14 protein-coding genes and 1 pseudogene are annotated in these 12,810 nt (G+C 59.6%); 7 read left to right on the forward strand and 8 right to left on the reverse strand.

Annotation, left to right across the window (positions count from 1 at the left end; genetic code table 11):
• Positions 1 to 126 precede the first annotated feature (126 nt).
• The 6 genes and pseudogenes from MPN23_RS08295 to MPN23_RS08320 all read right to left on the reverse strand — a co-directional run bounded on the left by MPN23_RS08295 (position 127) and on the right by MPN23_RS08320 (position 4,878).
• Positions 127 to 1,293, reverse strand: a complete 1,167-nt coding sequence (locus tag MPN23_RS08295; protein WP_243547228.1) for a pyridoxal phosphate-dependent aminotransferase — start codon at positions 1,291 to 1,293, stop codon at positions 127 to 129.
• Positions 1,294 to 1,372: 79 nt separating this feature from the next.
• A pseudogene (locus MPN23_RS08300) lies at positions 1,373 to 1,806 on the reverse strand (FKBP-type peptidyl-prolyl cis-trans isomerase).
• Between the two features lie 79 nt (positions 1,807 to 1,885).
• Positions 1,886 to 2,875 (reverse strand): tryptophan--tRNA ligase, encoded by a 990-nt coding sequence (gene trpS / locus MPN23_RS08305; protein ID WP_243547229.1) that lies wholly within the window; start codon positions 2,873 to 2,875, stop codon positions 1,886 to 1,888.
• A 20-nt stretch (positions 2,876 to 2,895) separates the two neighbouring features.
• Positions 2,896 to 3,558, reverse strand: coding sequence for a site-2 protease family protein (locus MPN23_RS08310; RefSeq protein ID WP_243547230.1), 663 nt, complete (start codon positions 3,556 to 3,558; stop codon positions 2,896 to 2,898).
• Between the two features lie 74 nt (positions 3,559 to 3,632).
• Complete coding sequence (locus MPN23_RS08315; RefSeq protein ID WP_243547231.1) at positions 3,633 to 4,415, reverse strand: substrate-binding periplasmic protein; 783 nt, start codon at positions 4,413 to 4,415, stop codon at positions 3,633 to 3,635.
• A 91-nt stretch (positions 4,416 to 4,506) separates the two neighbouring features.
• Positions 4,507 to 4,878, reverse strand: coding sequence for a response regulator (locus tag MPN23_RS08320; protein WP_243547232.1), 372 nt, complete (start codon positions 4,876 to 4,878; stop codon positions 4,507 to 4,509).
• 229 nt (positions 4,879 to 5,107) lie between these two features.
• On the opposite strand from MPN23_RS08320, the gene MPN23_RS08325 reads away from it, so the two are divergent.
• From MPN23_RS08325 to MPN23_RS08335, 3 genes are read left to right on the forward strand one after another with little or no spacing between them, the layout of a single operon-like run.
• Entirely contained in the window at positions 5,108 to 5,305 is a 198-nt protein-coding gene (locus tag MPN23_RS08325; RefSeq protein ID WP_243547233.1) for a ubiquitin family protein, read from the forward strand.
• Between the two features lie 11 nt (positions 5,306 to 5,316).
• A complete protein-coding gene (locus tag MPN23_RS08330; RefSeq protein WP_243547234.1) occupies positions 5,317 to 6,246 on the forward strand; it encodes a PP-loop family protein in 930 nt (309 codons plus the stop codon).
• 7 nt (positions 6,247 to 6,253) lie between these two features.
• Complete coding sequence (locus MPN23_RS08335; RefSeq protein WP_243547235.1) at positions 6,254 to 7,273, forward strand: glycosyltransferase; 1,020 nt, start codon at positions 6,254 to 6,256, stop codon at positions 7,271 to 7,273.
• 166 nt (positions 7,274 to 7,439) lie between these two features.
• Here MPN23_RS08335 and MPN23_RS08340 read toward each other — a convergent pair whose 3' ends face one another.
• Positions 7,440 to 8,333, reverse strand: coding sequence for a universal stress protein (locus MPN23_RS08340; RefSeq protein WP_243547236.1), 894 nt, complete (start codon positions 8,331 to 8,333; stop codon positions 7,440 to 7,442).
• Between the two features lie 749 nt (positions 8,334 to 9,082).
• Complete coding sequence (locus MPN23_RS08345; RefSeq protein WP_243547237.1) at positions 9,083 to 9,466, reverse strand: late competence development ComFB family protein; 384 nt, start codon at positions 9,464 to 9,466, stop codon at positions 9,083 to 9,085.
• A 52-nt stretch (positions 9,467 to 9,518) separates the two neighbouring features.
• Between MPN23_RS08345 and MPN23_RS08350 the strand changes: the two genes are divergently transcribed.
• The 4 genes from MPN23_RS08350 (at position 9,519) to mltG (ending at position 12,805) form a co-directional block, all read left to right on the forward strand.
• The gene (locus MPN23_RS08350; protein ID WP_243547238.1) at positions 9,519 to 10,136 is read left to right on the forward strand and encodes a hypothetical protein; all 618 of its coding nucleotides are present in this window, start codon (positions 9,519 to 9,521) and stop codon (positions 10,134 to 10,136) included.
• A 50-nt stretch (positions 10,137 to 10,186) separates the two neighbouring features.
• Positions 10,187 to 11,260, forward strand: coding sequence for a sensor histidine kinase (locus MPN23_RS08355; RefSeq protein ID WP_243547239.1), 1,074 nt, complete (start codon positions 10,187 to 10,189; stop codon positions 11,258 to 11,260).
• Between the two features lie 88 nt (positions 11,261 to 11,348).
• Complete coding sequence (gene ruvX / locus MPN23_RS08360) at positions 11,349 to 11,762, forward strand: Holliday junction resolvase RuvX (RefSeq protein WP_243547240.1); 414 nt, start codon at positions 11,349 to 11,351, stop codon at positions 11,760 to 11,762.
• Positions 11,738 to 12,805 (forward strand): endolytic transglycosylase MltG, encoded by a 1,068-nt coding sequence (gene mltG, locus MPN23_RS08365; RefSeq protein WP_243547241.1) that lies wholly within the window; start codon positions 11,738 to 11,740, stop codon positions 12,803 to 12,805. The genes ruvX and mltG overlap by 25 nt, the downstream gene beginning before the upstream one ends.
• Positions 12,806 to 12,810: the final 5 nt, after the last annotated feature.

A 12,810-nucleotide genomic window follows, 5' to 3' on the forward strand; every position in this document is an offset into this window, starting at 1 on the left:
CGGCCATCAGTAGATGGCCGGGCCTTTTTCATTCTCGAAACATATGGGAATCCAAGGGGCCTTGCTCCTTGGCGGGTGCAGGGCAGCGCTCTGCCCTCCCCGAAGGGGTTGCCGGAGGCCTTTCCCCTAGCAATCCCTTACATATCGTTCCAGCCTGTCCATGGCTTCGGCAATGTTTTCCATCGAATTCGCATAGGAGAAACGGATGCAGCCTTCCGCGCCCGGGCCGAAGTCGATGCCGGGCGTGCACCCCACGCGGGCCTTGCGCAGAATGTCATAGGCAAGTTCGAGGGAACTGCCGTTGAAACGTTCGGCCAGATGTTTCATGTTCACCAGTATGTAGAAGGCTCCGGTCGGATCGTTGGGAATGGCGAACCCCATGCGCTTGAGCCGGTCGAGCATGTAGACCCGGCGCTGGTTGTAGATGTCCTTCATGCGCGCCACATCGTCCCCGGCCTGTTCGAGCGCGGCCACGCCAGCCCACTGGGCCATGGAGTTGGGCGAGATGAAGAAATTCTGACACATGGTCTGAAAGGTTCGCACGAATTCCGGCGGAGCAATGAGATAGCCGAGCCGCCAGCCGGTCATGGCGTAGAGCTTGGAAAACCCGTTCAGCACGAATGCACGGTCCGTGTATTCGAGGATGGAGTGTTCCGATTCCCCGTAGACCAGACCGTGATAGATTTCATCGGACACGATCCAGAGCCCGTGCTCCCCGGCAAGATCGGCAATGCCCTGCATGCGTTCGGGTGAGAGCAGGGTCCCGGTGGGATTGGCCGGAGAATTGATCATCACGGCGCGGGTTCGGTCATCCAGAGCGTCCCGGATGGCGGAAACGCGATACTGATAGGCATCATGCTCGAACACCGGCACCTTGACGGACTCGCCCCCGGCAAAGGTGATGAAGTTGTCGTAGCAGGCGTAACAGGGATCGGACGTGACCACGGTGTCGCCCTGTTCCAGAATCGCGGAAAAGAGCATGAACATGGCGGGCGAAGTGCCCTGCGTCACGATGATGTTGGCCGGGTCCACGGTCACGCCGTAGCGTTTTTCGTAGTCGCGGCTCACGGCCTGACGCAGTTCGAGCAGGCCGAGGCTGTGGGTGTAGTGCGTGTGTCCCTGATCCATGGCCCGGGACGCGGCCTGCTTGACGCAGTCGGGAGTGTCGAAATCCGGCTCCCCCACTTCCAGATGGATGACATGCTCTCCGGCACGCTCCATCTCCTGCGCAGCCTCCAACACCTCCATGACCAGAAACGGGGTCATGGAGCAACAGCGTTTCGATATACCCATATTCCCTCTCCCCAGAATATGAATAAAGCCCTGCCGCGCGACGGGTACGCACGGCAGGGCTGCATGGTTCAATAGCAGGTTACGCTACTTCCACAACAGCGATATCGAAGACCAGGGTCTTGCCTGCGAGCGGATGGTTGCCGTCCAGAGTCACGGACTCGTCATTGAAATCCGTGATGCGGACGTAGGCGGCGCCGCCTTCCTCGGTGCGAACTTCCAGCATCATGCCTTCCTGCACTTCAATGTCCGAAGGCAGCTGTTCGCGGCGAACCTGGAAAACCAGTTCCGAGTTGGGGTCGCCGTAGCCCTCTGCGGGCGGAATCTCCACGGTCACGGAATCACCGGCGGGCTCTTGCCGATGACGGCCTTTTCGAATCCGGCGATGACCATGCCGTCACCAAGCCGGAACTCCAGAGGATCGCGTCCTTCGCTGGAATCGAACTGGGAACCGTCATCCTTGAGGGTGCCCGTGTAATGAACCTTGACCGTGCTGCCTTTTGTGGCTGGACCCATAATGTCTCCTTGCTGGTTATACGAAAATGCAATTACCGGATGCTACCTGAATCGGCAGCAAATGCAAACCGGCGCCGTTCTAGTCCTCGAATCCGATGATCTCCCGGACCTCTTCAAGAGTCCTGGAGGCAACGGCGCGGGCCTTGGCATTGCCGGCGTGCAGGATGTCGGCCACGTCCTGATCCGAACACCTGGCACGGCGTTCCTGCATGGGGCCGAGAAAACGGTCGAGGGACTCCATGAGCACCTTCTTGCAATCCACGCATCCCCAACTGGCGTTGCGGCAGCCTTCCTCGATCTCGGGCAGGCGCGCGGGATCGGTGAGCAGCTTGTGATACGGGAACAGGTTGCAGATCCCGGGATCGCCCGGATCGGACTTGCGCAGCCGGTTCTTGTCCGTGAGCATGCCGCGCACCTTGGGCATGATCTCGTCAATGGACTCGGACAGCATGATGGAGTTGCCGTAGCTCTTGGACATCTTGCGTCCGTCCAGACCGGGCAGCTTGGCCTCGGCCGTGAGCATGTCCTGAATCTCCGGGAAATATTCACAGTCGTACAGATGATTGAAACGACGCGCGATCTCGCGGGTCAGTTCCAGATGCGGAAGCTGATCCTTGCCCACGGGCACGGCATAGGGACGATACATGATGATATCCCCGGCCATGAGCACGGGATACCCCAGAAAGCCGTGGGTATTCAGGTCTTTCTGCGTCAGCTCCTGGCGCTGTTCCTTGAAGGTGGGATTGCGTTCCAGCCAGCCCAGAGGAGTGATCATGGACAGGAGCAGATACAGTTCGGCATGCTCCTTGATCTTGGACTGCTGGAAGATCACGCACTTTTCCGGGTCCAGCCCCGCGGCGATCCAGTCCTTGACCAGACCGGGAACAAACCCCTTGATGCGGTTGGGATTCGTGTACTCGCTGGTCATGGCGTGCCAGTCGGCCACGAAAAAGAAACAGTCCTTTTCCTCCTGGAGTTTGACCCAGTTGGCAATGACGCCGAAATAATGTCCGAGATGAAGGGGACCGGTAGGCCGCATTCCGGAAACGATGCGTTTGTTTTCGCTCATGGCAGTGTCTTGTGTTTCGGTTACAGCGGAACGCCCAGAAAACGGATCAGGGCGTAGACAACGGGAAGAATGGCCTGACCGACGAGGCTGAAGTTCAGCAGGTCGCCGAGCAGGATGATGCCGATCAGGATGATGAAACCGTACCTGCCGAGAGACAGATACTTGTACGCCAGCCTGGGCGGCAGAAAGTACGCCAGTATGTTGCTGCCGTCCAGCGGAGGCAGAGGCAGCAGGTTGAACACGCCCAGAATCAGGTTCACGAAGACCCCGGCCTGGGCAATGAGATAGGCGGGAACGATGATCTTTTCCGCGATCCCACCCGGCGCGGGCATGTCCAGAAGCAGGAGGCAGTGCACCACGAGCGCGAACAGGGCCGCGAGCAGAAAGTTCGCGCCCGGCCCGGCCAGTGCCACCAGCATCATGCCCTTGCGGGGATTGCGGAAATAGCGGGCGTCCACGGGCACGGGTTTGGCCCATCCGAATCGGGCCACGAAAAACACGATGGTACCGATGAGGTCCAGATGCCTGAACGGATTCAGGGTGAGCCGTCCGGCATTTTTCGCAGTGGGATCGCCCAGCATGTGGGCGACGTAGCCGTGGGCAGCCTCGTGAAAGCTCAGGGCCAGCAGCAGCGGAATCGCCATGACGCTGACTTCCTGCATGAATCGGGCAATATCGAACATGGAGTTGCGGCTACCATGGAAGCCGAGTCCGGGGCAAGCGGAATATGACTCGCACCCCGCCGGAAGTGCGAAGATCAATAGCGGGAAAGAATCTGTTCGTGCACGCTTGTCCCGTCCTCTCCCGGCTTTTTCATGTCGTCCAGAATCCGCTGCAACCGAGCTATGAGCGCATCGTCCGTGCCGACATGGAACGCCAGGTGAAAATCCAGAAGAGCAAAGGGAAAAACCAGTTCGAAATCCTCGCTGCCATATCCCAGCCGTTCCATTTCATGAAAGGAGGATCGCATGTCCGAAGCCAGCAGATCGATGCGTTCCCGATTCAGCATGCGAATCAGGCTTTCCTGCGAGTTGACGCTGAAGATGGAATCCGGCGAAACGCCCCGCACCAGAAGCCTTTCGCGGGCCGCGCTTCCCCGGACAATGCCGATGGACATCCCCCTCACATCCTCGGGAAGCTTCCTGATGTGGAAATTGCGCTTGCGAAGAGCGATCAGTCCGCCCCGATTCGAACAGACCGGGCCGACCCATTTGAAACGTTTCTCCCGTTCCGGGGTTCTGGCCACGCAAATGGCCACGGAACCGGGACGGGTTTCGATATTCTGCAATACGCGAGCCCAGGGCTCGAAACGGATATCCTCGGGGGCAACCGCCATTCCCGCACGCAGAAACAGCTCCAGAACCACGTCCACGGCAACGCCTCTGGTCTGCCCGCCCTCCACATAGCTGTACGGAGGCAGTTGCTCCGCAAAAAGGAAGAATCCGTCGTCTTTGGCCCGAAGGCTTTGCGGTGCGGCCAGCAGAAGGAAAACGGCAATTCCGGCGAGAATGAATATCAAACGGAGGGATGTCTGCCTCATTGTACCCGGCCTGGTTGATCAAAAAGCGAGGCGCTTCCTCCAACAGCAGGAAGGAAGCGCCGTTTCGAAAGGGAAAGGAAAAGCTGTCCGCCTACATCCCCACTTTGTTCAGCGCCATCCTGACCTTGTCCTTGAGTTCGGTCAGGTCCACTGATTTGACCACGTAATAGTCTGCGGCAATGGACTTCAGATCGTGCTGAAACGAATCGTAGGCCGTGGAAAGAATGACGGGAATGGTCTGATCCTCGGACCGGATTTCCTGAAGCAGGTCCAACCCGGAACGATTGACGCCCAACTTGATGTCGAGGATGACGATGGTCGGTTTTTCGCGGCCGATCACGTCCAGAATGTCCTCTTCGCCGTCCGAAGTGGCTATGGTATAGCCTTCCGCCTCCAGTTCTTCCCGGTACAGCATGCGGATGTGTTTTTCGTCATCGACCACGAGAATCTTCGGCTGGCTCATGCGAACCTCCTTGAAATTTAGCCTTGGTGTCACTGTACAGGATAATTTCAAGCAGGGTCAATACGAGCTTGCCGATTTCCGGGAAAATCTAACCCTGCCCCCTGGGAACCGCGCTCCTGCGGGATTCCCTGCCTTCATGGTCTTGAATATTGCCCGGGCTCCGGGTAGGGTCCGCGCATCACGGCGTCCGGTCATCAGATCGTCCAGACGCCCAAGGAGGATATTCGACATGATTCAGGTTCAGCTTGAACCCGAAGGCCGTCTGGTCGAGCTCAGCGGAACGAAAACCGTGCTCGGCATGCTCAACAGGCTCAGCCTTCGCCCCACCATGGCCATTGTTGTCCGGGACGGCAAACTGCTCACCCCGGACCGCCGACTCTACAACGGCGATGCGCTTCTCGTGCGCAAAGTCACATCCGCAGGCTAGGAGGTTTCGCCATGAAATGCAGCCGCTGCAAGGCTCCGGCAGCCGTGGCCCTTCCCAGCCACCATTCCGGTTTCTGCGAGGAATGCTTCCAGATATTCTTCACCAGACAGGTGGAAACCGCCATTCGCCGACAGAAGATGTTCACCCGGGACGAACGCATTCTGGTCGCGCTTTCCGGGGGCAAGGATTCCCTGACCCTGATGCTGGAACTCCACCTTCAGGGATACGACGTCACGGGCCTGCACATTGATCTGGGCATTCCGAATTCCTCGGAAAAGGCCCGCAAAAAGGTGCAGGATTTCTGTGATCTGCACGGTCTTCAGCTTCAGGTGCTGGAAATGGAAAAGGAAGGACTGCCCATCCCGGACGTAAAAAAATACGTGAATCGTCCGGTCTGTGCGGTGTGTGGCAAGATCAAGCGCCACCACTTCAACCGCGTGGCGCGCGAGGGCGGATTCGACGCCCTTGCCACGGGCCACAATCTGGATGACGAGGTGGCCCGACTGTTCGCCAACACCCTGCGCTGGGACAACGCATACCTTTCGGATCAGGGACCGGTGCTCCCGGCCTCGGACGGATTCGTGCGCAAGGTCAAGCCGCTCTATCGCCTCAGCGAGTTCGAGACCGCGAACTACGCTTTCATAAAAGGCATTGAAATTCATTCCGATCCATGCCCATATTCCTCGGGCGCCAGCTTCACGTCCCACAAGGAAATCTGGGGCGAACTGGAACACCGCAGCCCGGGCAGCAAGTTTCAATTCTACGACGGATTCCTGAAACGGGGCAAACCCGCATTCGCCATGATGGAACACGAAAACGGACCGGAACTGCTGCCATGCCGGGAGTGCGGCTCCCCCACCAGCGCGGAAGGACTGTGCGGAGTCTGTCGCATCAGGCACTCGGTACAGGAAAACAAGGCCAAGGCCGAACAACAGGGGTGACCAAGCAATGAGCCGACCGGGAATTTCCGTGACCATGCCCTGCTACAATTGCGGGGAAACCGTGGCCCGGGCTCTCGATTCCCTGCTGGCCCAGACGCGCACCGACTTCGAGATACTCGCCGCAAACGACGGCTCCACTGACAATACCGCGGGAATCCTTGCCGAATATGCATGCCGGGATTCCCGCGTTCGCGTTCTTTCGCTGGAGCACGGCGGGGTCATCCACGCGGCCAACGCCGCAATCCGCGCAAGTCGAGGCCGATACGTGGCACGCATGGACGCGGATGATGAAGCCCTGCCCGAACGACTGGCCGAACAGGCCGCACTGCTGGATTCCCGGCCCGACATCGGTCTGGCCGGATGCCTTGTCCGCTTCGGTGGAGACCGGCAGAAATGCGCCGGATACGCCCACTACGTGGACTGGACCAATACCCTTCTCGACCACGAAGCCATCAGCCTGAACCGATTCGTGGAATTTCCCGTACCCAATCCGTCCATCATGTTCCGCCGCGAATGTCTGGAGCAATACGGTCCTTACAGGGATGGCGATTTTCCCGAGGACTACGAGCTGTTCCTGCGCTGGCTGGATCAGGGGGTACGCATGGCCAAGGCGAACCGGGAACTCATGATCTGGAACGATCCGCCCACCCGGCTGTCACGCAACCATCCCCGCTACGACGTAAACGCCTTCTACCGGGTCAAGGCCGAATATCTGGCCCGCTGGCTGGAACGCAACAACGCGCATCATCCGGGCGTCCACATCCTCGGCTCGGGCCGGACCGCCAGAAAACGTGCGGAAATGCTGCTTGATCACGGCATTCGCATCGTCGGACTCTATGACATCGATCCACGCAAGATAGGCAAAGTGGTTCACGGCATCCGGGTCCGTCATCGCAACGACATGCCCGCGCCGGGCTCCGCCTTCTTCCTTTCCTATGTCGGCTCCCGAGGCGCGCGCCGGGAAATCGTCGACTTTCTCGAATCCATGGGCCATATCCCGGGCCGCGACTTTCTGGCTGTTGCGTAGCAGGGCCTTCGGCGACTCGACCTTTTGAAAAAAAGGAAACTTTTTTTGTGAAACCTCCCCGTTTCGGACCTTTTGCAATTTCCGAAACAGAGTGGGAATCCAAGGGGCCTTGCTCCTTGGCGGGTCCGGGCAGCGCCCGGGCCCCCCGGGAGGGTCGCCGAAGGCATTACTGACAGGACAAGGCCCGGTAATTGACGATGAGCACCGGGCACCCCGGTGACAGGGCAACCTGAATCACTGTGGACCCGATCAAGGCCTTCTGGGATTCCCTGGTGCCGGAATGCTGCGCCATGACGATGAGGTCCGCGTTCTGCCAGCGGGCGTACTTGATGACCTCGGTGTAGGGAATGCCTTCCCAGCATTCGAGGGAATGGTCGATCCCCTTGAGCAGCCCGGAATATCTGCTTTCCATGCGATCCTTTGCGGACTGGATGAAACTGTGCATGTCCTGAAGATAGTACTTGGGGTTGGGATAGCTCAGCCCCACGTCCAGAACATGGAAAAGCGAAAGATGCGCATTTTCGGCCCGGGCCAGGTCGCAAGCATATCGCAGAGCGGTTTCCGACGGCGTGGCAAAATCCGTGGCCACCACGATGCGTTCCAGCCGTCCGCTGATCTGCGGAGCCGGGTCCGTGACCACAAGCACCGGGCAGAAGACGTTGGAGCAGACCTTGCGAATGGTGGTGTTGGCCATGCCGAGCATGCGCCCGGACTCGCAGGTATCGCAGACATGCTCGCCCATGACGATGAGATCGAATCCCTGCTTGTGCACGACCTTGAGCATGGCCTCATGCGCGGTTTCCGTGGTCACCTGAATGGAATGGTCCCCTATGCCCTCCAGCTCCTCGGCATAGAACTCGCGAATGCGCTCCTCTGTTCCCTTGAGCAGCTCCTGCTCCGGGACAAGATCGCGCACTGCGCCCCAGGAATTCCTTTCCAGAGTCAGGGCGTGAAACAGAACAAGCTCGGAACCGTGCTTGCGTGCCAGATCGAAAGCGGCCTTGGGCGCAGCCTGCTTCTTCACGTTCGGGCTCGTGGCCAAGAGAATCTTGCGGAACACGGCATCCTCCTTGTTGCTCGTCGAAACCGGACAGGCGACCCTCCCCGCCTGAACAGGGTATTCCACGATTCCCTTATCCCATGAGCGCAATGCCCGGGCAAGTATAATTGAAATTTCCCGAAAGCTTCCCACGCAAACTTCGTCCAACCCAATGCTCCCGAACAATCCACGGGAATGAAACGGACACGACGCGTATTCCTCATACGCGAGGGTCCGCCCTGCTCGCAGCAACGCCGCGATCGACGTGCCTGCCACGCAACCTGACTGGGGCAGGTGCGTCGAGCGCAAGGCGCAAGAGCAGGACGGGAACGACGCGTATTCCTCATACGCGAGGGTCCGCCCTGCTCGCAGCAACGCCGCGATCGACGTGCCTGCCACGCAACCTGACTGGGGCAGGTGCGTCGAGCGCAAGGCGCAAGAGCAGGACGGGAACGACGCGTATTCCTCATACGCAAGGGGCCGCCCTGCTCGCAGCAACGCAGCGATCGACGTGCCTGCCACGCAACCTGACTGGGGCAGGTGCGTCGAGCGCAAGGCGCAAGAGCAGGACGGGAACGACGCGTATTCCTCATACGCAAGGGGCCGCCCTGCTCGCAGCAACGCAGCGAGCAGCGTGCCTGCCACGCAACCTGACTGGGGCAGGTGCGTCGAGCGCAAGGCGCAAGAGCAGGACGGGAACGACGCGTATTCCTCATACGCGAGGGTCCGCCCTGCTCGCAGCAACGCAGCGATCGGCGTGCCTGCCACAGTCAGGGGTTGCGGGCGACGCCCTCCTCGAACCTTGTGGGATTGTCCAGCACCCGCTCGACCGCAATGCGAATCTTACCCTTGATCTCGTAATCGGAAAGGCGTTCGGAAATGACTATGGTACCGCGCTGGACGTAGCGTGCGGGCAGCAGATTCAGCGCCAGCGCGTAAATGTCCTGAATATCCAGATCCTCGAACTCGAAATCCTCGTATTCCTCGGCAAGAATGGTCGGAACAAGACGGGCCACGCGCTGTTCGTTCCTGTTTCGTATGCCGGAAACATCCACGCCATGTATCAGCAGCTCGGCCATGATTCCCTCCCTGAAGTGATTGCCTTCACGGTACACGAAAGCGTTCGGCTTGCGCAATGGTCCGGTACGATTCATGCATTTTATCGGCACCCGGAAAAAACGACCTGTCCGGACAAGGAGTGAAAGAATGTACGTCAATCCCTATTCAAGAGATTACCAGAACAGCCTGTACAGCACCATGCGAGAGCTTGAAAAACGGGAAGAAACGGATGGTTCCACATCCCGCAAGAGCTCGGGAGAAACCAGTGGCGACTGGCGCGGGCGCATCCGTTCGGAAATCGAATCCCTGCTGGATGAGATTCCCAAGGGAGACGACGACAAGCTTTCCTTCGAAGATATCCGCGACTACCGCGCCAAGCTCGATGAGGAATTCGACGATTCGGTCAAGAAGGACCTGAAGGCATTGGGCGTGGACGTATCCAGAAAGTTCACTCTGGTTCACGACGGGGCAACGGGCAAGGTCACGGTGGACGGCAATCACCCGGACAAGGCCATCATCGACAAGTATTTCGAGGACAATCCCGACAAGGTGAACGACTTCAAGAAGCTGCTCCAGCTCGACAAGCTCGTAAGCTATACCCGTCCGCAGCAGACTTTGTCCCAAAACGATTTCAAGGCGCAGATGCAGGCCAAATCCATGGCATGGTGGCTGAGCAGCAACATGGACGCGTCCTCCTGGTTCAGCAACGGCGGCATGATGTTCGGGGCCGGAGCCGCCTACCAGAGCCTGAACCTGCGGGTCTGATCCCTCCTTTTCATTGCCTCAGGGCAGCCACTTCCTGTATGCTGGAAGGCATGTACGAAAATGTCATTCACGCGGTTCTGGAGAATCTGCCCGTGGGACTCATGGTCATTTCCCCGGACGGCACGATCCGGGAGGCCAATCCCGCATCCTGCACCATTCTGGGCTGTCCCGAAGGCGGCTTTGCAGGCCGGAAATGGGGCGAGGTATTTCTTCCGGACCAGGAAAACAGCGCATTCAGCGAAGTGGTGCTCGACGCAATCCAACGCGAAGTGCCGCGAATCCAGCGCGTGACTCCGTTCCGCCTGAAGAACGGGGAGGAACGCTACCTGTCGGTCATCTCCGCAGCCCTGCGCGACGAACGCGGCAAGATGGAATCCATTGTCATTCTGGTGGAGGATTTGACCGAAATCCAGACCCTGCACGAGCGGGAAAAGCAGATTCTGGAACAGAACCACAAGCTCGCGACCGAACGGGCCGAAAGCCTGACCGCATTTGCGGATTCCGTGGCACACCAGATTCGCAACCCGGTCATGGCCATTGCCGGATTCGCCCGCATCCTTGCCCCTCGCGTGGATGAAAACGGGGCCGAAGCCCTGACCGCCATCACTGAAGAAGCTTCCAAGCTCGACGTCATGGTCCGTGCCGTGGCCGAATACAGTGCCCTGAAGATGTCGGACCCGGTTCCGGTCAATATCTGGGTCCTGATCGAGGACGCAAAACACCTGATCGAGGACCATCCGGCCGTGCGCGGCAAGCAGGTGACGTGGGAAGCGGACTGTCCGGACGCGGGCGTCGTGGCCGACCGCCCCCTGCTGGCAAAGGCCCTTGCCGAGACTCTCCTCAACGCCGTGGAATTTTCCGGGGAAGAACCGCATGTCACCATCAGCGCAAAGGCGCAGAATGCGAACGTGGTCATCACGGTATCCGACAACGGGCCGGGGTTTGGTCCCCGGGCTCTGTCCATGGCCTTCGACCCGTTCTTCACCACCAAGCCGGTGGGTGCGGGCATGGGGCTCACTCGCGCCAAGCGCATCATGACCGAGCATCAGGGCACCATGCGTGTCGCGGACAGGGAATCCGGAGGCGCGGAAGTCAGCCTGCTGCTGCCCCGTGACCATGTCTGATCCTGCAACAGACCGTTTTTCTTGACCTCGGCCCCTGCTCCATGCTTTGACATCCCATGTCCACATCAGCAAAACCACGAGGAATCCATTGCGCGCACTCGGCATAGATTTCGGCACCAGACGCGTGGGGCTGGCTTTGAGCGACCCCACCGGCACACTGGCTTCGCCCTACAGAACTCTGGAACGCACCACGCGACAGGCACTTTTCGACGACATCCTCGCCGTGGTGGAACGGGAAGGCGTGCAGATGATCGTGGTCGGACTGCCCTACGGCATGGACGGACAGGAAACCCTGACCACTCGTCAGGCCCGCAATTTCGCGGAAAGTCTGGGCCGTCGCACCGACGTACCCATCGAGTTCATGGATGAACGCCTGACATCCGTTGAAGCCGAAGAGGAACTCAAGTCCGCCGGACTGCGGCGCGAGAAACTGAAACTGGCTCTGGACGCCCAGGCCGCAACCGTCATCCTTCGCACATGGCTCGAAAGCGGACGCTCATAATCTTCACCGTGGTACCGGTCCTGCTGCTCCTGTTCTCGGCCGGGGGCTATTTCGGCTACAAGACGTGGCAGGAACACCGCTTCCTGACCGTGCCGCCCGAAACGCCGGGACACGAGGCCGTGTTTCGGGTCGAACCGGGCCAGTCCCTGTGGACCATTGCCCGCAACCTGAAGAAACAGGGACTGGTGACCGATGCCCGGCGCTTCGTGGCGCTCGCCACCCTGCGCAAGGACACGGGCCGGGTCAGGGCCGGACAATTCCGGCTCCACACCGGCTGGATTCCGGACAGCATCCTGAATGAACTGACCACATCGCCCGGCATCATGCAGCGGGTTTCCGTGCGCGAAGGACTGACATGGTGGGCAACCGCGGCAGTCATAGAAAAGGCGGGAATCGGAACCGCAGAGACCTTTGAAAAGGCCGTGTTCGACCGTTCCCTGCTGGACAAGTACGACATTCCGGCGAACTCTGCGGAAGGCTACCTGTTCCCGGAGACCTATCTGCTCACCCCGCCGACCGATGATCAGGCCCGCGCCATGGCCGAAACCATGATCCGGGAGTTTCTCAAGAACGCCAGAAATCTCTGGCCGGGCGGCCTGCCTCCGGCCGAGGAACTGCACCGGATAGTGATTCTGGCCTCGCTGGTGGAAAAGGAAACCGGGGCAGCCCACGAACGCGAACGCATTGCCGGCGTCTTTGCCAACCGGCTCAAGAAGCGGATGCTCATCCAGGCCGACCCCACGATCATCTACGGGCTGGGGCCGCAGTTCGACGGCGACATCCGCAAATCCCACCTTCAGGACAGGGACAACCCGTACAACACCTACACGCATCCGGGCCTGCCACCGGGCCCGATCTGTTCGCCCGGTCTGGAATCCCTGCGCGCAGCCGCATTTCCCGAGCCGCACGGCTACCTGTATTTCGTGGCCAAGGGAGACGGTACGCACCACTTCAGCCGGACGCTCATGGAGCACAACAAGGCCGTTGCCAGGTACCAGCTCCGACGCAACCGCAGCACATACCGGTCCACGATTTCGGAATAATCAGA

This window comes from Pseudodesulfovibrio tunisiensis, from assembly GCF_022809775.1.
In the GTDB taxonomy this organism is placed as follows: domain Bacteria; phylum Desulfobacterota; class Desulfovibrionia; order Desulfovibrionales; family Desulfovibrionaceae; genus Pseudodesulfovibrio; species Pseudodesulfovibrio tunisiensis.